The sequence below is a fragment of the Granulicella sibirica genome, assembly GCF_004115155.1.
GTDB lineage: Bacteria > Acidobacteriota > Terriglobia > Terriglobales > Acidobacteriaceae > Edaphobacter > Edaphobacter sibiricus.
In genome coordinates this window covers 1,534,919-1,556,884 of the sequence record NZ_RDSM01000001.1, presented here as the reverse complement: position 1 = coordinate 1,556,884, position 21,966 = coordinate 1,534,919, and the positions used below count along the sequence as shown (strand labels likewise).

At 63.6% G+C, this 21,966-nt stretch carries 17 protein-coding genes; 8 read left to right on the top strand and 9 right to left on the bottom strand.

The genetic code is table 11. The annotated features are described in order from the left end of the window. Positions 1–51: 51 nt before the first annotated feature. Positions 52–501 carry a dUTP diphosphatase gene (dut, locus tag GRAN_RS06545; protein WP_128912138.1) on the bottom strand — a complete coding sequence of 150 codons (450 nt, stop codon included), beginning with the start codon at positions 499–501 and terminating at the stop codon, positions 52–54. 141 nt (positions 502–642) lie between these two features. On the opposite strand from dut, the gene GRAN_RS06540 reads away from it, so the two are divergent. After that, positions 643–1,242 carry a gluconate 2-dehydrogenase subunit 3 family protein gene (locus GRAN_RS06540; protein ID WP_128912137.1) on the top strand — a complete coding sequence of 200 codons (600 nt, stop codon included), beginning with the start codon at positions 643–645 and terminating at the stop codon, positions 1,240–1,242. 20 nt (positions 1,243–1,262) lie between these two features. Beyond that, the gene (locus tag GRAN_RS06535; RefSeq protein ID WP_128912136.1) at positions 1,263–2,813 is read left to right on the top strand and encodes a GMC family oxidoreductase; all 1,551 of its coding nucleotides are present in this window, start codon (positions 1,263–1,265) and stop codon (positions 2,811–2,813) included. Between the two features lie 188 nt (positions 2,814–3,001). Here the strand turns inward: GRAN_RS06535 and GRAN_RS06530 are convergent, their stop codons facing one another. Next, a complete protein-coding gene (locus GRAN_RS06530) occupies positions 3,002–6,820 on the bottom strand; it encodes a carboxypeptidase-like regulatory domain-containing protein (protein ID WP_128912135.1) in 3,819 nt (1,272 codons plus the stop codon). Positions 6,821–7,090: 270 nt separating this feature from the next. On the opposite strand from GRAN_RS06530, the gene GRAN_RS06525 reads away from it, so the two are divergent. Continuing rightward, complete coding sequence (locus tag GRAN_RS06525) at positions 7,091–7,552, top strand: nucleoside deaminase (RefSeq protein ID WP_128912134.1); 462 nt, start codon at positions 7,091–7,093, stop codon at positions 7,550–7,552. Between the two features lie 15 nt (positions 7,553–7,567). Here the strand turns inward: GRAN_RS06525 and GRAN_RS06520 are convergent, their stop codons facing one another. Further along, positions 7,568–8,959 (bottom strand): APC family permease, encoded by a 1,392-nt coding sequence (locus GRAN_RS06520; protein ID WP_128912133.1) that lies wholly within the window; start codon positions 8,957–8,959, stop codon positions 7,568–7,570. A gap of 155 nt (positions 8,960–9,114) precedes the next feature. Further along, complete coding sequence (locus GRAN_RS06515) at positions 9,115–9,453, bottom strand: hypothetical protein (RefSeq protein WP_128912132.1); 339 nt, start codon at positions 9,451–9,453, stop codon at positions 9,115–9,117. A gap of 186 nt (positions 9,454–9,639) precedes the next feature. Between GRAN_RS06515 and GRAN_RS06510 the strand changes: the two genes are divergently transcribed. Next, complete coding sequence (locus GRAN_RS06510; RefSeq protein WP_128912131.1) at positions 9,640–10,914, top strand: amidase; 1,275 nt, start codon at positions 9,640–9,642, stop codon at positions 10,912–10,914. On the opposite strand, the gene GRAN_RS06505 is transcribed toward GRAN_RS06510, so the two are convergent. From GRAN_RS06505 to panB, 3 genes are read right to left on the bottom strand one after another with little or no spacing between them, the layout of a single operon-like run. Beyond that, complete coding sequence (locus tag GRAN_RS06505) at positions 10,904–11,383, bottom strand: hypothetical protein (protein ID WP_128912130.1); 480 nt, start codon at positions 11,381–11,383, stop codon at positions 10,904–10,906. The genes GRAN_RS06510 and GRAN_RS06505 overlap by 11 nt on opposite strands. Before the next feature lie 26 nt (positions 11,384–11,409). Beyond that, on the bottom strand, positions 11,410–12,708 hold the full coding sequence (coaBC, locus tag GRAN_RS06500) for a bifunctional phosphopantothenoylcysteine decarboxylase/phosphopantothenate--cysteine ligase CoaBC (RefSeq protein ID WP_128912129.1): 1,299 nt from the start codon (positions 12,706–12,708) through the stop codon (positions 11,410–11,412). Next, on the bottom strand, positions 12,701–14,476 hold the full coding sequence (gene panB / locus GRAN_RS26835; protein WP_338323417.1) for a 3-methyl-2-oxobutanoate hydroxymethyltransferase: 1,776 nt from the start codon (positions 14,474–14,476) through the stop codon (positions 12,701–12,703). Before panB ends, coaBC begins: the two co-directional genes overlap by 8 nt. 370 nt (positions 14,477–14,846) lie before the next feature. Between panB and nadA the strand changes: the two genes are divergently transcribed. Genes nadA through GRAN_RS06470 form a run of 4 tightly spaced genes read left to right on the top strand, consistent with a single transcriptional unit; the run spans position 14,847 to position 19,712 of the window. Then, entirely contained in the window at positions 14,847–16,166 is a 1,320-nt protein-coding gene (gene nadA / locus GRAN_RS06485) for a quinolinate synthase NadA (protein ID WP_128912128.1), read from the top strand. Next, positions 16,163–17,695: an L-aspartate oxidase gene (gene nadB, locus GRAN_RS06480; protein WP_128912127.1), complete on the top strand. Its 1,533-nt coding sequence runs from the start codon at positions 16,163–16,165 to the stop codon at positions 17,693–17,695. The genes nadA and nadB overlap by 4 nt, the downstream gene beginning before the upstream one ends. Next, positions 17,689–18,573: a carboxylating nicotinate-nucleotide diphosphorylase gene (gene nadC, locus GRAN_RS06475; RefSeq protein WP_241654369.1), complete on the top strand. Its 885-nt coding sequence runs from the start codon at positions 17,689–17,691 to the stop codon at positions 18,571–18,573. Before nadB ends, nadC begins: the two co-directional genes overlap by 7 nt. Further along, the gene (locus tag GRAN_RS06470; RefSeq protein ID WP_128912126.1) at positions 18,570–19,712 is read left to right on the top strand and encodes a cysteine desulfurase family protein; all 1,143 of its coding nucleotides are present in this window, start codon (positions 18,570–18,572) and stop codon (positions 19,710–19,712) included. Before nadC ends, GRAN_RS06470 begins: the two co-directional genes overlap by 4 nt. Positions 19,713–19,769: 57 nt before the next feature. Here the strand turns inward: GRAN_RS06470 and GRAN_RS06465 are convergent, their stop codons facing one another. Together GRAN_RS06465 and GRAN_RS06460 are read right to left on the bottom strand one after the other, a co-directional pair. Then, on the bottom strand, positions 19,770–21,080 hold the full coding sequence (locus tag GRAN_RS06465) for an enolase C-terminal domain-like protein (protein WP_128912125.1): 1,311 nt from the start codon (positions 21,078–21,080) through the stop codon (positions 19,770–19,772). Positions 21,081–21,094: 14 nt separating this feature from the next. Continuing rightward, positions 21,095–21,949 (bottom strand): fumarylacetoacetate hydrolase family protein, encoded by an 855-nt coding sequence (locus GRAN_RS06460; protein ID WP_128912124.1) that lies wholly within the window; start codon positions 21,947–21,949, stop codon positions 21,095–21,097. Between the last annotated feature and the right edge of the window lie 17 nt (positions 21,950–21,966).

The window sequence follows — 21,966 nt, the reverse complement described above, 5'->3', positions numbered from 1 at the left end:
AAATTCCTCTGTTGCACGAGGTTTGGTGCACCGCTTTGGGTGTGCGCGGCGCTAGACGCCGGTGCTCCCGAAGCCTCCCTCGTTGCGCTCGGTTTCAACGAGGCTTGAGACCTCTTCGAAGGCAGCTTCGAGGCGCTGGACGATGCGAAGCTGCGCGATGCGGTCGCCGGGGGCGATGTGGACCGGGTTAGGGCTGAGGTTCGTCATGACGACCTTGAGTTCGCCGCGATAGCCAGGATCGATCACGCCCGCGAGGGTGGTGAGGCCTCGGACGGCCAGGCTGGAGCGGTCCTCGATCAAGGCTCCGTGGCTCGCGGGGAATTCGAATGCGAGGCCGGTAGGGACGGCGGCTGTCTTGCCTGCGGCGAGTGTGTGCGGGGCAGACGCATAGAGGTCGGCGGCGAGATCGCCCCAGGGGCCCGTGTGGGCGTAGGTGGGCATCTGGGCGGTCGGGGTGAGGCGCTGGACCTTGATCGGGATCGGCTGCATTGTTGTGTTCATGTGCGGAGGGTATCTTTCTCGGGAGCGATGGTGCGTGTGTTTCGGCAGTCGAATGTTCGGCGAGCGAAATGCGGCGACGATTTCAGTGTGCACCGGGTCCGCCGGAAGATACAACAAGGGAGGATGCGAGGAGAGTGACGGATGGTGGATCAGGAGTATCTGCGGCTGATCGAGTCGGACCGGGTTTCGCCGGCGACGCGGAAGGTGTTGCTGGAGCGGGCGAAGCTGGACAACCCTGAATATGTGCCTCTGGTAATCGATGCGCAGGGGCTGCCGACCCTGCGAGCCGTGCTTGCACGCATGGTTCCGCAGGATGGGCCAGAGCCGATCGACCTCGCGGCGCGTGTGGACACGATGCTCGCGAGCGGAGGAGGCAACGGCTGGCGGTACGAGGTACTTCCCGAGGACGGAATGGCGATCCGAATCGGGCTTGCGGTTCTCGATGAGACGGCGCTGCTAAGGTCTGGGAAGGGGTTCGCGGTTCTCGGGGCGGAGGCGCAGGACGAGCTTTTGGTGGACGCCGTCAACGGAACGCTACAGGGCGATTTGTTGGACATGGGGCGGTGGGCGGAGGAACTCCTCTCGTATGCGGCGGAGATGTACATGGCGCATCCGGGCACGTTTGCGCGAATTGGGTACAGCGGGATCGGGGATGGAGCGGATGCGGCGACCCAGAAGGGCTTCGTGCTGATCGGGATGGGGGAAGTGGAAGCGTGGGAGCCTGAGGGTAAAGCTCGATGACGGCACAGGATCAAGCTGGCATGAAGCAATACAGCACGAACGATATCGTCGATGCGGTGGTGATCGGGACAGGGGCGGGTGGGGCTCCGCTGCTGGCGAGGCTTGCGTTGGCTGGGTTGAAAGTGGTGGCCATCGAGGCGGGGAAGTGGTGGGATCCGGCTGATTTTGCGACGGACGAGAAGGCGCAGGGCGGGATCTATTGGCAGGGGGAGAGGATCAGTGGGGGGGGTACCCCTACGGCGTTTGGGGGGAACAACAGCGGGACGGGGGTGGGGGGATCGACGCTGCACTGGGGAGCGTTTGTGCCTCGGGCCGACGCGCGGGACCTGCGGATCCGCACGGAGTTCGGGGTGGGGGCGGACTGGCCGCTGACGGCGGAGGAGTTGCTGCCGTACTACGTACAGGTGGAGGGTTTCCTCGGGGTGTCGGGGCCGGAAGACTATCCGTGGGATCCGGCGCGGCGTTATCCGCTTCCGCCGGTGGCCCTGAACGCTCCGGCGCAGGCAATGGAGAAGGGGTTCCGGGCGCTTGGGCTGAGGACCGCCGAGGCTCCGGTGGCGGTGGTGTCACGGGACTATAGCCAGCCGGGGTATCCGTTGCGGCATGCCTGTGTGAACCGGGGATACTGCCATCAGGGGTGCCGGAACGGGGCCAAGGCGAGCATGGATGTCACGTATCTGCCGGTGGCGATTGGGGCGGGGGCGGAGATACGGGCGGAGTCGTTCGTGCTGGATATCGAGCGGGATGCCGCCGGGCTGGTGACGGCAGTCGTGTATCGGCACGATGGGCAGGATGTGCGGCAGAGGTGTCGGGCGGTGTTTCTGTGTGGGGGAGCGGTCGAGACGCCCCGTCTGCTGCTCAACCGGGGGCTGGCGAACGGGAGCGGGCTGGTCGGGCGGAACTTTATGGCGCATGTGGCGACGCAGGTGTGGGGGACGTTCGCGGAGTCCATGCGGATGAACAAGGGCTTTCCGGCGTCGCTCATCTCGGAGGACCTGATGCGGGCTCCGGATGCGGACTATCCCGGCGGATATATCGTGCAGAGTCTTGGGGTTGTGCCGGTGACGTTTGCTTCCCAGGTGGCGCGGGGACGGAAGCTATGGGGGAAGGCGTTGGTCGACTACCTGGATCAGTACAACTATCTTGGGGGGATCGGGATGAATGGGGATTGCCTTCCGGATGAGCGGAATGCACTGACGCTGTCAAATGAGGTGGATGGGTTTGGAGTGCCGAAGGTGCTGGTGCGGTTCTCGTATGGCGAGGCTGAGAAGGCGATGTCGGCGCATGGTGAGAAGGTGATGACGGAGGCGTGGAAGGCTGCGGGAGCGACAGACGTCTGGACCTTTCAGCGGTCGGCGCACGTAATTGGGACTTGCCGGATGGCCGGGAACGAGAGAGACGGTGTTGTCGATTCGTTTGGGAGGAGCTTCGAGATTCCGAATCTGTGGATCTGCGATAACTCGGTGTTTCCGAGTTCGCTGGCGGCGAATCCGGCGCTGACGATCATGGCGCTTTCGCTGCGGACTGCCGACCGGTTTCTGAGTACCCCCACCCTGGGTGAAAAGTCCTAAAGTCTTCAAAAGAAAAGGGTTAGCTCTGGACTTCGAGAAAAAACGGCTGTAAAGTCTTGAAAACACGTGGTCCAAATCTCTAAAGTCTTCAAATAAAACGACTTGAACTCACCATGGATGGCGAAAGAAATGCCCCATGCGCTTGTGGCGCGTGGGGCATTTTGCAGCGACTTAATGCTTCCTCGTTGTTAGAACAGAAGCCGAAGCGACATCTGGATCTGCCGTGGGCTGCCGATGGTGTGGGTGACAACGCCAAGACCGAAGGGTGCGTTGTAGAGCGGCTGACCATAGGTGGGGAAGTTGTTGAAGTTCTGGTTTTGCGAGACCTCGTTCCCAGGGATGTCGAAGCTAGAGGTGTTGGTGAGGTTATAGATGTCGAAGGTGTACTTGAGGCTGTAGCGGTCGTTGATGTTCGCTACCTTTAAGATCGAAGCGTCAGCACGCTTCTGGAAGGACTGACGGAAGATATTGCGCTGGCCACTGGTGAAGCTCGTCTCGAAGTTGTCGGTCGAGGGGATGGCTCCGTTGAGAGCTCCGGGGGCGAGCAGCGGGACGGTGAAGCAGGAGGCCTTGAGGGCCGCATCGCCGAATGCTCCCGAGAGGCCGGTCTTGGCGTTCTGTGGGGTGCAACCGGGTGCGAGCGGCACGATGGGATTGGTGATGCCGTTGTTCGTGGAGTAGTAGATGCTGCCGACGGCTCCGGTGAAGTCGATGACCGAGTAGGGCTGACCACTTTGGAGAACGGTGAGGCCGACGAGCGACCAGCCGTTGGCGATGCGGCCCATGATGGAGTGCTTCTCGGCGAGGTCAGGGAAGCGGAAGACGTAGTTGAAGTTGAGAACGTGGGTGCGGTCGAAGTCGGCCGAGCCGTAGGCGTCGCGCAGGTTGAGCGGATTGTTGCCGTTGTAGAAGAGGCCGAGACCGCTCTGCTCATCGAGCGCGTGCGACCAGGTGTAGGACATGCCGACCGAGACGCCGTGGCTCATGCGCTTTTCGATATGCGCCTGCAGGGCGTTATAGGCGTCGATGCCGCCTGCCTTGTAGTCGATCGACTCAGCCGCATAGCCGAGGTAGGGGACGCGATGGTCGACGTTGCCGCCTTCGTAGTCGAACTTGTAGTCGCTTCCATCGTTGAGTTGGGCTCCCTCGACGGTGTAGCCGTAGGTGTATTTCTCGCCGTTGATGGGGCTCGATGGGGTAGCGATGTTGGGCTGGTTGAAGGGCACCGGGATCACCTGATGGCGACCAAGGTTGCCGACGTAGCCGAGCGAGATGGCGAGGTCGTTGCGCGGCTGCCACTGGATGTCGAGGGTGTAGTTATAGGTGTAGGGAAGCTTGTTGGCGCGGTCGTAGACGCCGAGCGAGATGGGCTGGCCGCCATTGTTGATCGATGCGAGGTTCGGCAGGTACTTGCTGAGGTCGGAGGACTTGGGGTTGGTCGGAGGCGCGCTCTGCGAACTGCCGTAGGGGTTGGCGAGATTGCCGCCAGCATTGGTTCCGTCGCACGTGGGAAGAAAACCCTCGTAGAAGTTGGTCGGTACGCAGGATTGCGCCGTCACGAAGGGAAGTTGCTGGTTGACGCCGAAGGGCCCGCCGGTGACGGTTCCGATGGCGTATCCGGGCGAGAAGTAGCTGAAGAGTTCGCCGCGATCGTAGTACATGCCGAAGCCCGAGCGGACGACGACCTTACTGTTGAACATGGTGGGCGACCAGGCGGCACCGAGGCGCGGGCCGATACCGTACTGGCGGCCGGTGAGGGTGGTGGGGCTGACGCCGGATGTGCCATTAGTGTTGTTGCCGGCGATGATGAAGCCGGGGTTGTCGATGTTATCGGCGGCGGCGTTGTACTTGTAAAGGGTGGGGTCGAAGTTGAAGATGCGGCCTTCCTTCTCGGTGAGGCCGCCATCCCAGTCGTAGCGAAGACCGGCGGTGAGCGAGAGGGTTGGGGTCACCTGAAACTTGTCCTGCACGTACATGCCGACCTGATTGGCGCGGTAGTAGCGGCTCGCATTGCCCTGAAGGAACGAGCTGACATAGAAGCCAGTGGACGAGCCGCCGGGGGTCACGAGACCCTGGGCGTACTGGCTGAGATCGTCGGTGGCAATCGTTCCCGTACCGGGGCGCTTGTCGATGGTGTTGAGCTGGGTGTAGCTGTAGCTTCCGCCGAAGGTGACGGTGTGCTTGCCGAGGGTCCAGATGGCGTTGGCCGAGGGCTGGAGACGGTTCTGGAAGACCCCGGTGTTCGGGCCCTGGCCTTCGGCGTTCGGGCCGATGTTGAGGATGCCGGTTCCGACTCCGGCGTTATTGGCGGTGGAGCCCAGGACATTCACGATCGACACGCCGGGAAAGTAGTTGGACCCGAACTGATTGATCGAGACCGTGCCGACGTTGCCTCCCGGGATAGCTGAGGGGCCGAAGGGCTGCTCGTTGGTCGCGTAGGTCTTCTCGCGGATATAGCCGAGGGTCTGAGTAGTGGAGAGGTTCGACTTCACCAGGTAGGTGTTGACGATGGAGAAGACCTGCGCGCCGGAGTCGAGATGCTCGGTGAAACCGGGGACGCTCGAGTAGGCGTAAGGGGCGAGGGTGGGATCGTGCTGGTAGTAGTACTTGAGCGCGAGCGTGTCCTTCTTGGTGGCGTTGTAGTCGAGGTTGGCGACGCCGATGTCGGCCTTGAAGCGGCCGGTTCCTGGGATGAAGGCGTCGAAGGGGTGGGTCGGAGAGAGGCTGCCGGATGCGGTGTCGTTGGGGATGAGCCACTTGCCGGGCTGACCGGAGAGCGCGGGCGAGTTGAAGAGCGCGAGGGCTGTCTTATCGATGTCGCCGGCGCCGAGGCTGGTGCCGTACTGGTTGTTCACGAGGGTGGCGAAGCTGGCGGCGTCGCGCGTAGTGTCGGAGAGGCCGACGGGGACGTCGAGGAAGGAGTAGCCAATCTCGGAGTCGGAGACCTGCAGGTGCTGGTAGGCGACGAAGCCGAAGAGCTTGTCCTTGATGATGGGACCGCCGAAGGTTCCGCCTACGACGTAGCGGTGGAGCTGCGGATTCTTCAGGTTGGCCGGGATGTCGTCATCGTTCTTGAAGAAGAAGGGCGCGGCGTTCATGGCGTTGGTGCCGCGGCGTCCGTAGACCTGGCCGTGATAAGAGTTCGTTCCGGTGGAGGTGCTCATGTCGATATGAGCGCCGGAGGTGGAACCCTGTTGGGCGTCGTACATGGAGGCATTGACGTGAACTTCCTGGATGGTCTCAGGAGCGGGGGTGGGGATCGCATTGCCGATTGAGAGATAGATCGAGGCAGAAGACTGGATGACGCCGGCTGCGCCGGTGCTCGAGGAGACGCCGGTCGAGTTGACGACGCGTGCGGAGCCGACGTTCGAGGTCGACTTGCCGTTGAAGAGATTTGAGGCATCGACGCCGTTCAGCGAGAAGCTGTTCGAGGTGTCGCGCTGGCCGTTTGCCCAGATCGGGGAGTTGCCGAGGCCGGAGAGAGCGCCGGTGCCGGACGGGAGTTCGGCGTTGACGCCGGGCGAGAGGATGGCGAGGCCGGTGAAGCTTCCGGTGGGAAGCGGGATGGCTTCGATCTGTGCCTTATCGAGCACGTAACCGTTCGTCGTGTCGACGGCGTTCAGGAGCGGCGTGGCTTCGACGGTGACGCTCTCGTTGGTGGAGCCGACGGCGAGGGTCGCAGGAAGCGTCACCGTGCGATCCGCCTGGATATTGATGCCCGGGAACTTCACGGACGTAAAACCGGTGTCGCTGATGGTGACCGAGTAGCTTCCGATGGGCAGGTTCTGAAGCGCGTAGCTGCCGGACGAGCTGGACTGCGTGGTGCGGGTGAGGTTGGTCCCGTCGGCGACCGCCGTGACAGTGGCGTCGGGAAGGACGCTTCCGGTGGCATCCGTCACGGTTCCGACGATGGCTCCGAGGGTCTGCTGGGCGTTTGCGGCTGGCGTAAGAAGTTGAACAAGGGCGAGCAGAGAGGAGGCGGCTAGGACTTTGAACTTTGAATGCACGACGGCATACCCTCCAACGGAATGGGGTTTCTTTGCGTGAATGCAGATCTTCCCTGGGCTAAAACTTGCGCCGACAGGAAGTGTCTGAGCGGGCGTTGGGCTTGCCTACGGGCCTGCGTCTGAATTGGTGCTGATAACCAGAAGAGTATCGGATATTCACCGTAAGTCCACAAAAAAATGGTCCGTTTTGATGACCGGGAGTGGTCGCGATGGAGCCTTTTGGGAGTCGATGAAACGCCTAGCCGTGCGCTATCCTAGACGCCTATGTTGATGAAAACGCCCGCCCTGAGTTACGCCGTGATGCTGGAAGCCGCGATAGAGGAGGCCCGTAAAGGGCTTGCCGAAGGAGGCATTCCAATCGGCGCGGCGATCTTCGATCGACACGGCAGGCTGGTCAGCTCCGGGCATAACCGCAGAGTGCAGGAGGACGACCCGTCGATTCACGGAGAGACGGATGCGTTTCGCCGGGCGGGGCGGCAGAGGTCGTATCGGGATCTGATCATGGTGACCACGCTGGCGCCGTGCTGGTACTGCTCGGGGCTGGTGCGACAGTTCGGGTTCGGGACGGTGGTCGTGGGGGAATCGGTGAACTTCGGCGGGGGCGTGGAGTGGCTGCGCGAGGCGGGCGTCGAGGTGATTGATCTGGCTTCGAGCGAGTGCATCGCCATGATGGCGGAGTATATCGAGCGGGAGCCGGTCGTTTGGAACGAGGATATCGGGGAGCCGGCTTAGGACGACGGGTTTTAGCTAAGCAGCACGGCGGCGGCTGACGACGGCGTACCAGCCGAGGCCGCAGAGTAGATAGGCGAGGTAGACGTAGGGCAGGTAGCGGTACGGGGCGGGTGGGATCGGGTAGATGGTGCCGACCATCGCGAGCAGCATGGCGGCGGTGGAGGCGATCGCGAGAAGGAGCCAGCCGCCGTTCAGCCTGTCCTGGCGCTTGAGGTGAACCGGCAGCGCTACGGCGACGAGTCCGTAGCAGGTCAGGAAGCCGAAGACGGCCGTTGAGCCCATGTAGCCGTAGATGTCGTTGCCGGAGACGCCGCGGTGGGCGAGAACGGCGGCGGGGATGAAGGCGAGGAAGCCGGTAAGGAGACCGGCGGTGCCGGGCGTGTCGTGGGTGGCATGGGTCTTGCCGAGGCTTGCGTGGACGAAGCCGTGGTGCGCCATCAGCATGAGGACGCGGGCTCCGGCGATGATGCAGGAGAGCGTGGCGGCGAACATGCTGACGAGGACGCCGACGTCGATGACGCGGCCGACGGGGGTGATGTGGGCCTGGGCGGCGAGGATGCGGAAGGGGGCGGCGCTCTCGTTCAGCGGAATCGACACGACGTGGAAGCCGAGCACGAGTGTGTAGGCGCAGATGATGAAGAAGATGCCGGAGAAGACGGCGGAGCGGATCACGGCCTGGGGGATGGTCGTGAGGGGGGCTTTGGCTTCCGCGCCGAGGGTCGTGGCGCTCTCGAAGCCGACGAAGCTGAAGATGGCGAGCATGACTCCGAGGCGCAGGCCGACGGGAGTGGAGCCGGTGAGGTGGATCTGGGTCGGGTCGAGGTGCAGGCCGTGCTGCGAGAGCACGATGACGGCGACGATGGCGATCAGGCAGACTGAGGCACCTTCGATCCAGAGCATGAGACGGGTTGAGACCTGGATGTCGCGATAGGCGATGAAGATGCAGGCGGCGGTGGCGATGGCGGCGAGGAGGACGGGGGAGAAGAGGTGTCCGTAGCGGCCGAGGACCACGTAGGCGTAGGCGATGAAGCCACCGATGACGGACGAGGCTGTCGTGACGTAGGCGAAGAAGAGCGACCACGCGGAGATGGTGGCAAAGATGGGAGGCAGCGTCTGCTTGGTGTAAACGTACAGCGAGCCGGGCGAGGCGGAGTCGCGCGCGAACGCCGCGATGCAGAGGCCTACCAGAGTCATCGCGATGAGGGCGAAGGTGTACGCGAGCCATGTGCCTGTCCCGGCGAGGGCGAAGACGAGGGGGATGGTGAGGGTGGGCGAGGTGCTTGGGGCGATGGTCGAGACGGACTGGGCGAGGGTTTCGAGCGGCGAGAGAATTTGCTGTTTGAGCCGGTAGGACTCGGGGACGGGGGCGGCAGCCTTTTCGTGGATTGCCACGCTGACAGGTTCCATCCACACGCTCCCTTTGCCGGTCAGGCCGATCTGAATTTTGTCGCAGGAAACTTGAGTCTGACCGGTCGGTGGCTGGGCGTCAACAGCTTTCGGCAGACGCAGAACTGCCCGCGGGGCTTAGTCAGCGCCTGCGGGCGGTATGGATGGGTGTGTGGTTAGCGAACCGCGGCATTGTGCTTGTCGCGATAGATGCGGCGCGACTCCTGGTTCTGCTGGTGATGAAGGGTCGTGCGGTCCTGGTGAGTGAGGTGGCCGCCATCCTGCGCACGCATGCCGCGCTCTTCCTGGTGAATGCCGTGTTCCTGGGATTCAAGGTGGGCCGTCTCGCGTCCGGTAAGCTGGCCGCTGCGGACACCTTGGCCGATACGTGCCTGCTGGTCGGCGCGGCGCTGGTTGACGTCGTAGTCATTGCGTCCGGGAGTGGGGGTTTGGGCGACGAGGGCTGCGGGGGCAAGGGTGAGGGCGGTGACCAGGGCCAGATGCTTGAGGTTCATGACAGTCTCCTTTTGGTGTTCGGCTGACTTGTGCCGAACCTGCGTACGTCGGAGTAGACACGGTCGGGAACGGTGTGTTTCGCGGAACTCTTTCGTGGAGTTGGGGTTGGGCGGCTGCGGCTCTGCACGACAAGAGATGATGTTGTGAAGGGCTGTATCGGTTTGGGCGATCCCCGGAGGGTTTTGATGATCGACGAGTTGCGGCTAGAGCTTGATGCTGGCGCTGACCCGGTTGAGGTGGCGATGCGCTTCGCGGATCGGGCGAACGGGATCGCATCGCGGAACACCTACCTGCACTTCGACCGCGATGAAGCGATACGTCAGGCTGAGGCGCTGGCGGGCCGTTTTCCGGATGTGGACGCAAGGCCGCCGCTCTATGGGGTTCCGGTCTCGATCAAGGACTGCTTCGATGTGGCAGGTACGCGGACGACGTTCGGTTCGCGATTCTACGAGCGGACGGGGGAGGTTGCGTCTGCCGATTCGGCGATGGCGCAACGGCTGCGGGATGCCGGATGCGTGATCACCGGCAAGACGCACCTGCAGGCACTCGCGTACGGCATCACCGGCGAGAATCCTGAGTACGGCGATTGTGTTCAACCACGGGATGCCAGTCTTCTTACGGGAGGGTCGTCGAGCGGAGCGGCGGCGAGTGTGCAGGAAGGGTCGGCGGTGGCGGCTATTGGGACCGATACGGGCGGATCGATCCGTGTTCCGGCTGCGCTCTGCGGACTGGTCGGGTATCGGTGCTCGCATTCGATTGCATCGACCTGGTGGCCAGAGGTTTGGCAGGGAGCGAGACACCTTGCGCGCTCGTTCGATACGCCAGGTGTGCTGTTTCGCGATCTGAAGGATCTCAGCGTGCTGGCGGAGGGGATTTTTGGCGTCCCCGCCGTGGCAACTCCGGCAGTCATCAGAGTTGGCTGCGTGGCCGAGAGCTTTCTCTCCAGATGTGATGCCGAGGTAATCGCGACCTACCGGCAATCTAAAGAGCGGTGGCAGCGGGTAGGGGCCGAGGTCGAAGAGTTCGACGCCAGCGAGTGGGAGGGAAGCGTCGCGATCTTTTCGGGGATCCAGGCGCATGAGGCGGCGGCAATCCATCGGGGGCACTACGACGAATTCGACGCGGAGATCGCGGCCCGGCTCAAATGGGGAGCTTCCTTGACCGACGAGCAGGTGACGGACCTCCTCGCGCGGCTTGCCGTTTTTCGCGAGCGGATGACAGCCTTGATGGCACGCTTCGACCTTCTGATGCTGCCGTGCGCCCCGATGAGCAGGCTGGTCGCCGGCGAGGATCACACCGCCATACGCCCGGAGATCCTGCGGTACACGACGCCATTCAGCCTCGCCGGTCTTCCGGTGGTCGCGCTTCCCGGAGAAAACTTCGGGACAGGCATGCAGATCGCGACCGCTCCCGGGGAGGACGCCAAGCTGATCGCTCTGATCGAGCGGTTTACTTCTTGATCAGCTTCGTCTGGGTGTGGACGATCTTGTAGCAGGGAATCAGAGCCGAAGGGTCGGCGGCGAGGGTGGTACGAGCGCTTCCGTCGTAGACGTAGGCGTCGCCCTGGTAGAGGAAGAAGTCCTTCGCCGGGCCATCACAGCGCGGCGTGCGGATGAGGCGCATGTGAAATTGGCGGTGCGCTGTGAAGAGCGTGCGCTGGATGGGGTTGTCGGACGAGGGATACAGGTCGATCAGGCGCGCCGTCTGGTGGTCGCCATCCTTGAACGCGATGTCGGCGAGGAAGGTGTCCTGATTCCCGGCGAAGCCCTGGTGGACTGCCGTGCTGAGGGCAAGAACCGTTACCGTTGCGCTGCGCTGGGGGGGCGTTGTCTCATAGACGGTCTTCTGGGCGATGCCGGGGAGGCGCGCGGCGAGAGACAGGGCGGCGGTCAGGGCCAACAATCGACAGGTACGACGGGTCCGGCTCATCAAAAGTGCCTCGCGTTGGGGGCTGCTCAGTCTTTCGGGCCGCAGGCCAATGTTTGCCATCTTACAGCTTTCTGTTCACGTTTCTGTTGGACGGCTTCGTCCAGGATTCGGTGTGCGAGAACTTGTTTTGGCGATTCGGGAAGGTCGACGGCCGAGCTCTCGGTGAGGAAGATGGCGGCATTTCGGTCGGAATCGAAGCCGAGGCCGGGCAGGGAGACGTCGTTGACGACGATAGCGTCGACGCCTTTGCGGAGAAGCTTGGCCCGGGCGTTGTGCAGGGCGTCCTCGGTTTCGGCGGCAAAGGCGATGACGAAGGTGCCGGGCGCACGCTGGGCGACGGCGGCGCGGACGATGTCTTCGGTGGGTTCGAGGGTGAGGGTGATCGGGCCTTTGCGCTTGATCTTCTGCGCTGCTACGTGGCTCGGCCGGAAGTCTGCAACCGCTGCGGCTGCGATCACCATCGTGGCTTCGGGAAGATGAGCGAGCACAGCCTGCTGCATCTCTGCGGCTTCGATGATGGGGACGAACTCGCAGCCTGGAGGCACTGCGAGAGCCGTCGGGGCGCTGACGAGGAGCACGCGGGCTCCACGCTGGGCGGCGGCTTCGGCGAGGGCGTAGCCCATCTTGCCGCTGGAGCGGTTGCCCAGGAAGCGGACGGGATCGATCGGCTCGCGTGTGCCGCCGGCGGTGATGAGGATGGTCTCTCCGGCGAGGTCGCGTACGGCGAAGGACTGTTTGAGGGTGGTGACGACTGCGTCGGCGATCGTAGCGATGTCGGCGAGGCGACCGCTGCCGACCATGCCGCAAGCAAGGTACCCAGCGTCCGGCTCGATGACCTGAACGCCACGTTCGCGGAGTTTCGCGACGTTTGCCCGGGTCGCGGGGTGGTTCCACATGTTGACGTTCATCGCGGGGGCGACGATCACCGGGGCGGTGGTGGCGAGATAGAGGGTCGAGAGGAAGTCGTCGGCGAGGCCGTTGGCGAAGCGGGCGAGAGCGTTCGCCGTTGCGGGGGCGACGACGAGGACCTTCGTGGACTGCGCCTCGGCGATGTGCTCTATAAATCCCACAGATCTGACGGCACCGTCATCGCCCGTGGCCGGGTTGGCCGGGTTCTCCCAGAGGCTGGTGTGGACCTTGTGGCCGGTAAGCGAGGCGAAGGTGAGATGCGTGATGAACTGCTCGGCCGAGCGCGTCATGACGACGTGGACGTCGAGACCTTTGCCCTGCAGCGCGCGGACGAGTTCGGCGGCTTTGTAGGCGGCGATGCCACCGCAGACGCCGACGGTGACCTTGTCAGGCCCGATGCCGTTCTTGTCAGGCATGATGCGCCTCTTCGAGCGTCGGTACGTGGCTCAAGGCCGGGGCGGTGACGGTGGTGTTGTCGATGAGGCGTGTCTCGCCGACCCACGCGGCGATGGCGATCAGGGCCTGCCCGGTGATGGTCTCGAGCGGTTCGAGCGTGTTCGGATCGACGACCTCGGCGTAGTCGAGACGGACGCCCGGCGTGCTGGTGAGGGTGGCATGCATGGCGGCGCGAAGGGCGTTGGCGTGGACCTCTCCGTCCGCTACGAGCGCCTCGACGGATTGGAGCGCCTGCGCGAGCGTGAGAGCGCGCTGACGCTGGTCTTCAGTGAGATAGCGGTTGCGCGAGCTGAGGGCGAGGCCGTCGGCGTCGCGGACGGTGGGACAGGCAACGAGGCTTACCGGCATATCGAGATCGCGGACCATGGCGCGCAGCACGGCGACCTGCGCGGCGTCCTTCTGGCCGAAGAAGGCGGTGTCGGGTTGGACGATATGGAAGAGCTTCGAGACAATCGTCGCGACGCCGCGAAAGTGGCCGGGCCGCGAGGATCCGTCGAGGCGATCGCTGATGCCGGCGACCTCGACCGCTGTGGTGGCATTTGCGGGGATCATCTCTCCAACGCCCGGGGCGAAGAGGAGGTCGACTCCAGCGGTTTCAAGGAGGCGGCAGTCGGCTTCGAAGGTCCGAGGGTAGCGGGAGAAGTCCTCTGTCGGGCCGAACTGCAGGGGATTTACGAAGATGGAGGCCGTGACGACGTCGCAGCTGCGGCGGGCTTCGCGGACGAGGGAGAGGTGCCCCTCGTGGATGGCACCCATCGTCGGGACGAGACCGAGGATGCTGTTCGCGCCACGCGCGTGGCGGAGTTCGCGGCAGGCGGCGCGCATCTCGGCGATGGTGGTTGCGATGCGCATTCCTGGCGTCCTCGCCGCTGGGGAGTTTCCAGGAAGGTGGTAGCTTTCGGCGTCGCTTGGGAAGCTGCGGGCGACGACCGACTCGCGATACTGCGCGATGCCTTCGCGGTAAAGTCGGGTGGCGTCTCCGAAGCGGCGGACGAACTTCGGCGTGTTGGTAAAAGAGAAGTTGAAGAGGTCATGGAAGACGAGGATCTGCCCGTCGCAGTCAGGCCCGGCTCCGATGCCGATGGTGGGGATGCTGAGCGAGCGGGTGATGCGCTCGGCGAGTTCGCGCGGGATGCCTTCGAGGACGAGCGCCACGGCTCCGGCGCGTTCGAGTGCAAGGGCGTCGGCGGCGAGGGTGTCCATGGCCTCGACGGTCTTGCCCTGGACGCGATATCCGCCCATGCGGTGCACGGCCTGTGGGGTGAGGCCGATGTGGCCGACTACCGGGATTTCGGCGGCGGTGAGGCGCTCGACGAGAGGTGCCTGGTGGACACCGCCTTCGATCTTGACGGCGGCCATGCCGGCTTCCTTGATGAAGCGGAGGGCGTTGCGGACGGACTCGTCAAGGGAGACGTTATAGCTGCCGAAGGGCATGTCGCCGATGAGGAAGGCCGTGCGGGCGGCGCGGCTGACGGCGCGGGCGTGGTGCAGGATCTCGTCGAGGGTGACGGAGAGGGTGTCCTCGTGGCCGAGGACGGCCATGGCCAGCGAGTCGCCGACGAGGATGACGTCGATGCCGGCTTCGTCGACCAGGCGTGCGGTGGGATAGTCGTAGGCGGTCAGCGCGGTGATCGGCTGGGCCTGGCGTTTCTTTTCGAGGAGGGTGTGGGCGGTGATGCGGGCGGGACGTACCTCCGGCATCGAGGTACGGGTTTGGGTGAGGCTCATACGCTTCTTCTCCAGTGCCGCTCCGCTCTGCGGATGCGTCCTAAATTAGGGAAAGTATACGCTCCGGAGAGAAGGGTTGGTTCAAGACATGACTCGGATCGCGCCGCCGGTCCAGGGAACAAAGGAGGGAAGTGGTTCGCTTTACCCTGATTGTCACAGGAGGCGGAAGACGCCGATAATAGACGGGATATGCGGTTTCCGCGATCGACGCGATGTAAGCGCGTTCGCGGAGCAGCGCGGCCTGGAAGTCTCCAGGAGCTTCATGGGTCGGCTTCATGGGTCGTTTGTCTGTTTGCTGAATCTTAATCACCAGCAGACGGTGTCATTTCGGCCGGGCCGCGGGTTCGCAGGGTTGTACGGAGGTTGCTCCATGTCATCTGTTGACGTGACGATTCAGACGATTCTCAGTGCGGGTTCCACTGGCGTTTCGGGCTCGCCGTTCGCGACGCGCAGCACATGCAATTCGCGGCTGGCGGACGCGCCGTGGCAGTTCGATGTGCTTCCCCCGAGCTACGGGCCAGGATCGTCGGAGAACGATTCGATTCCCGCGAACTCACCGCGCCAAGGGCAGCTTCCGCAGGAGTATCGTGACGCCTCGCCGCAGGAACTGGATCTGCGCATTCGTGCAGCCAAGCATGCGCTCGGCGAACGGGCGGTCGTCCTCGGGCACTTTTATCAGCGGGACGAGGTCATTCAGTACGCCGACTTTGTCGGCGATTCGTTCCAGTTGGCGCAGGCTGCCAAGACCTGCCCGAACGCCGAGGCGATCATCTTCTGTGGTGTCCACTTCATGGCCGAGACGGCCGACATGCTCTCGCGGGTTGACCAATCGGTGATCCTGCCGAATCTGGCTGCGGGATGCTCGATGGCCGATATGGCCGACATTGATTCCGTCTCCGAGTGCTGGGAGCAGCTTGAGGAGATCTACGGGACCGAGGCCGACGCTGACGGCAGGGTGCCAGTGATTCCGGTCACCTACATGAACTCATCGGCAGCGCTGAAGGCCTTTTGCGGCGAGCGTGGCGGCGTCGTCTGCACTTCGTCCAATGCGGCGGTCGTTTTGCAATGGGCGTTTGAGCGCGGGCAAAGGGTGTTGTTCTTCCCGGACCAGCATCTCGGGCGCAATACGGCGAAGAAAATGGGTGTTCCGCTCGCGCAGATGCCGACTTGGGATCCGCGCAAGCCGATGGGCGGCAATACCGCTGCAACGCTCGAATCGGCGAAGGTGCTTCTGTGGCACGGCTTCTGCTCCGTGCATAAGCGGTTCAGCGTGGCCCAGATCGAGCAGGCGCGTAAGGATTATCCCGGCGTGCGCGTGATTGTGCATCCGGAGTGCCCGATGGAAGTCGTCGATGCAGCCGACGCTGCAGGCTCGACCGACTTCATCGTCAAGGCAGTAGCCGCTGCCCCCGCCGGTTCAACGTTCGCCATCGGCACCGAAATTAATCTCGTCCAGCGTCTCGGCGGGCAGTATCCGCAGCACACGATCTTCTGCCTCGACCCCGTGATCTGCCCCTGCTCGACCATGTACCGCATTCATCCCGGCTATCTGGCGTGGGTGCTCGAGGCCTTTGAGCGCGGCGACGTTCTGAACCAGATCACTGTGCCCGAATCGATCGCTGTCCCGGCGCGCGTCGCGCTCGAACGCATGCTCGCGCTTGCCCCGGCGACGGTGGCGGTGAAGGCTTGAGCCGCGTCATCGTCGTTGGCAGTGGCATCGCCGGCCTCATCGCGGCGCTCGAGATCAGCCGAAAGCACTCCGTCACTCTCGTAACCAAGGCCGAGTTGCAGGACAGCAATACGCGGTATGCCCAGGGGGGCATTGCTGCCGCGATGACCGACGACGATTCGGTCGCGGAGCACGTTGCCGATACGCTGCGCGCCGGGGCTGACCTAAACTGTCGCGAAGCCGTAGAAATCCTCTGCTCCGAAGGTCCGCAACGGATTCGCGATCTGATCCGGCTCGGCGTCGAGTTCGACAGGAAGAACGGTGAGCTTGCCCGGGGCATGGAGGCGGCGCACTCGCATGCCCGTGTGCTTCACGCGGGCGGGGACGCTACTGGCAACGCGATCGAACTTGCTCTGATCACAGCCGTCCGTCAGGCCAACATCACCGTGCTCGAACACACCTTCGCGAAAGAGATTCTGATCGAAGGCGGCAGGGTCGTTGGCCTCGAAGTTCTCGACCATGACCATGGCTTCCGGCAACTCGATGCCTCCTCGGTTGTGCTGGCGAGTGGAGGCGCGGGCCAGCTCTACACCCACACCACAAACCCGAAGGTCGCGACCGGCGACGGCGTTGCGATCGCCCTCCGCGCCGGGGCGCAGGTTGCCGATGTCGAGTTCTATCAGTTCCACCCGACGGCGCTCGCAGTTGGTGGAAACTTCCTCATCTCCGAAGCGGTCCGGGGCGATGGAGCTGTCCTGCGGGATGTGACGGGGCGGCGCTTCATGTTCGACGTGCATCCCGGAGGCGAGCTTGCCCCACGCGATGTCGTCTCACGTGGCATCGCGATGCAGATGGCTCGCCAGGATGGCAAGCCGGTCCTGCTCGACGCCACCGCCCTTGGAGCTGAGTTCCTGGCCGAGCGCTTTCCCACCATCGATCGGGCCTGCAAGGCTTATGGAATGGACTGGGGCCACAACCCGATCCCCGTAACCCCTGCCGCGCACTACTGGATGGGCGGCATTCGCACCGACGTCTGGGGCCGCACTTCGCTGCCCGGCCTCTTCGCGGTCGGCGAGACGGCTTGTACCGGCGTGCACGGGGCGAACCGGCTGGCGTCGAACTCTCTGCTGGAAAGCCTGGTCTTTGCGTGGCGTTGCGCTGAGGTTGTGGTTGCGGACTCTCCCGCAGCCGAGTCACTTGGGTGTGGCCAGGAGGTTGAGATTGCTGCGGCGCCTCTCGAGGAAGAGATATCCGCCGAACCAGTGAATCGTCTTCGCCTGCAGGAGCTGATGTGGAAGTCAGTCGGAATCTTCCGCAATGGTGAAGGTCTGGCCGAGGCCGCGGATGAGCTCGCCGGCTGGCGGGCCGCTGGGCGCAGCGTTCCCGAGCTCGAGGATGCGAACCTGCTGACGCTAGCCCGTGTGATGGTTGCGGCGGCGAGCGCCCGCAAGGAGTCTCGCGGCGCTCACTACCGTCCCGACTACACCGAGACCTCGCGTGCCTTCGCGCATCAGCTCGCGTTCGCGAAAGAGGTTCCGGTCCTATGCTGAAACGGCCGGGGCTGATGCCGCTCGCCCCGAGTGCCATCGAGCGCGTCGTCCGGATGGCCCTCGATGAGGATGCCCCGTGGGGAGACCTCACCTCGCAGGTGCTTGTGCCGGAGTCTGCTATTGCCGAGGCGCAGCTTGTGGCGCGCGAACCAGGCGTGATGAGCGGCAGTAACGTATTCGCGGCGGGGATGCGGTTCACGGATCCTGCTATCAAAGTGACACTGCTCGTTGAGGACGGGGAGATGTTTGCAAAGGGCACAGTGCTGGCTGAGGTTTCTGGGCCTGCGCGCGGCGTGCTCCAAGGTGAACGCGTAGCCCTCAACTTCGTACAGAGAATGTCGGGCATTGCTACGCTGACCGCCAAGTACGTGGCTGAAATTGCGGGGACTTCCGCGCGGATTGTCGACACACGCAAGACCACCCCTGGTCTGCGGCTGATCGAACGATATGCCGTCCGATGCGGCGGCGGGATCAACCACCGCTTCTCGCTCTCGGACGCGGTCATGGCCAAGGACAACCATCTCGCGGTCATCCGGGAGAGCGGTCTGTCGCTTACCGAGGCGCTGATCGAGGCGCGCAAGGCTCTGCCGCATACCATTCACATGGAGGTCGAGGTCGACCGCATGGACCAGATCGAAGAGGTCCTCGCTGCCAAGGTCGACACGATCATGCTCGACAACTTCTCCATCGAAGACCTCGCACAGGGTGTGAAACAGATTGCTGGCCGCGCACTGGTTGAGGCGAGCGGGGGCGTGTCGCTCGAGACAGTGAGTGCCATCGCACGCACGGGCGTCGATGTGATCTCCGTCGGCGCGCTGACCCACAGCGTGCGCTCGCTCGATCTCGGCCTCGATATGGATGTGAAGGCGGGAGCGTGATCTACCTCGACGCAGCGGCCACGACAGCGGTGCGGCGGGAGGTGCTCGAGGCGATGTGGCCCTATCTCACGGGCGAGTTCGGCAACCCCTCAAGCCATCACACTCTGGGAAAGTCAGCAGCGGACGCGTTAGCTGTGGCCCGGGCTTCTGTCGCGAAAGACCTGGGCTGCCGTGCGAGTGAGGTCACCTTCACTGGCGGCGGTACCGAAGCTGACAACCTCGCGATCAAGGGAATCGCTCTCGCGCAGCCGCGCGGAAAGCACATCGTCACGACCGCGATCGAACATGAGGCGGTGCTCGAATCCTGCGACTACCTCCAGCGCATCCATGGCTTCGAAATCACCATCCTTTCCGTCGATCGATACGGCATGGTGGACCTCGGACAGGTCTCTGCCGCGATTCGCCCAGACACCACCCTCGTCACCGTAATGCTGGCGAACAATGAGGTCGGCACGATCCAGCCCATCGCGGAGATCGCGGCGGTTGCCCGTAAGCTCGGGGTCCCGGCGCATACGGATGCAGTGCAGGGCGCGGGCGCGCTGGACCTCAACATCGCAACCCTCGGCGTGGACGCGCTCAGTCTCTCAGGCCACAAGATCGGGGCTCCGAAAGGAATCGGTGTGCTCTTCGCCAAGGGACGCCTTCAGCTTGAGCCGGTGATGCACGGCGGCGGACAGGAGCGCGGCAAGCGGTCTGGCACGGAGAATGTCGCGGGAGCCGTAGGACTCGCGACCGCTCTTCGTCTGGCCTCGCAGGATCGAGCGGAGCGCATGGCGCGTCTCACCGAGGTTCGCGATGAGCTCATCCATGGTGTGCTGTCGGCCGTCCCGACGGCAATCCTTACCGGGCACCCGCAGAAGCGTTTGCCAGGAAGCGCCTCCTTTTGCTTCCCTGGCACGAGTGGTGAAGCAGTCCTTCTCTACCTTGAAGAACGCGGCATCGTTTGTTCGAGCGGCTCGGCCTGTGCGGCGGGAAGTGACGAGCCGTCACATGTTCTCGTAGCCATGGGCGTCGAGCCAGCAGTCGCGCAGACGGCGGTGCGCTTTACTCTGACCGAGGGAACCACGCTCGACGAGATCCGCGACGTGGTGAGCGCGGTGCGTAACGGAGTAGACGACGTACGCGCGATCGCTCGCTAAAGCACCAAGCCCCAGGCATCTGAATCGACGCCATGGAGCCCCTTGTAGCGGCAATGCTTACTTCTGTTCTCGGTCTTCCTTCCAGAACTGACCATCGGGGAAGGCAAAACGGTCGAGAGACTCCTGGAAGATTTCAATGCTGTAGCCGTGGTCGTGGGGCAGCAAGTAGCGGCCTTGGCGAATCCGCACCGGGTAGAGGAAGTGCTCATGCAGGTGTCCCACGTACTCGATCACCCGATCCTTCATCGTCTGCCCGACGCGCAGGAAGTCGAATGCCGAGAGGTGCTGGACGTACTCACACAGCCCAACGCCTCCTGCGTGCGGACACACCGGGACACCGAACTTTGCCGCCATGAGGATGATCGCGAGGTTCTCGTTGACGCTCGCCACGCGGCAGCTATCGATCTGGCAGACGTCGATCGCGCCCGCCTGAAAGAGCTGCTTGAACATGATGCGGTTGTGGCAGTGCTCGCCTGTCGCGATACGCACGCCGGACTCGCGCCGAATCCGCGCGTGGCCGAGGATGTCGTCGGGGCTGGTCGGCTCCTCCATCCACCATGGCTTGAGTTCGGCCAGCTCGCGTGTGCGTGCGATGGCTTCCTCGACACCCCATTTCTGGTTCGCGTCGACCATCAGGAAGTTATCCGGGCCGATTGCCTCGCGCATAAGACGCCCGCGCCGGAGGTCGTCGGCAGGGTTGCCGCCTACCTTGAGCTTGAAGTGCGTCCAGCCATCCGCGAGTCCCTCCCGGCAGAGCCGCTGGATCTTCTCGTCGCTGAAGCCGAACCAACCTGCCGAGGTGGTGTAAGCCGGGAAGCCGTCGCGGTCGAGAAGATCGAGCCGCTCGGCGTAGCCCCTGCGACTCTCTTCCAGAAGCTCGCGAGCCCAGTCGCGCGGAAGCGCATCGTCGATGTAGCGGAAGTCAATCGCAGAGAGAATCTGCTCTGGCTCCATGTCGCCGAGAAGCTGCCACACGGGCTTCTTCTCGACCCGCCCATACAGGTCCCAAAGGGCATTCAAGAGCGCAGCAGCGGCGAGTTGGATGACGCCCTTCTCCGGGCCGAGCCAGCGGAACTGGTTCTCGTCCGTGAGTAGGCGGGCGAAGGCGCCGAAGTTCTCCGTGATCGAGGAGAGAGTGCGGCCTACAGCGAGCGTCGAGAGAAACTCGAGCGCCCCGACGACGAGGTCGGTGCCTCGCCCGAGAGTGAACGTTAGCCCGTGCCCCTCGAACCCGGCATTGGTTTCGAGCACACAGTAGGCGGCGGAGTAGTCGGGATCCTTGTTGACGGCATCGGAGCCGATGCTCTCGCGAGAGGTGGGAAAGCGGAGGTCGATGACGCGTGCGCGGGTGATGAGGACTTCACTCAAGGCAGTCGTTCTCCTTAGGCTTCGGCCGCGATGGGGTTGGTGAGTGAGCCGATGCCTTCGATCTCGATCGTCATGGTCTCGCCGGGCTTCATCCAGCGCTGTGGCTTGCGCCCGAGGCCGACTCCGGCAGGGGTTCCTGTGCTGATCATGTCGCCCGGTTCGAGCGTCATGATGGACGAGAGATATGCGATGAGGTCGGGCGCTTTGAAGACGAGTTGATCGGTGTTTGAGTCCTGAAGCATCTCGCCGTCGATGGAGAGCCGGATGAAGAGCTTGTGCGGGTCGGTAATCTCGTCCTTCGAGACGATGGCCGGGCCCATGGGGCCGAAGGTGTCGAAGCTCTTGCCGAGGCTCCACTGGGTGGTTGCCATCTGCACATCGCGCGCGCTCACGTCGTTCACGATGGTGTAGCCGAAGACGTACTCCTCCCAGTCCGTGGGAGCGATGTTCCGGCCGCGCTTGCCGATCACGATGGCGAGTTCCGCCTCATAATCGGGCTGCGTACTGAGCTTAGGCAGGATTACCGTCGCGCCCTGGCCGACGATCGAGTTGTTGAACTTGGTGAAGACGACCGGCGTCTTGGGCAGAGCCATGTTCGACTCTTCGGCGTGGTCCTTATAGTTCAGGCCGATGCAGAGGAACTTGCCGGGACGCGCGATGGGAGCGAGCAGCGTCGCTTCGGCTACCTGGATCAGGTTCGTCGCGGAGGCGGAGGCCTTTTCGGCTGCTTCCCAGGCTTCAGCGCCTGCGGTCAGAAACGCAAGGGTGTCGGGGTATCCAAGGCGGGCGAGGGGGTAGATCGTGTCGAGCGAGGCGGACTGAAGTCCCGCACAGACGGTTCCGTTCGACTCGTAGCTTACAAGGCGCATCCATCATCTCCTGTGGA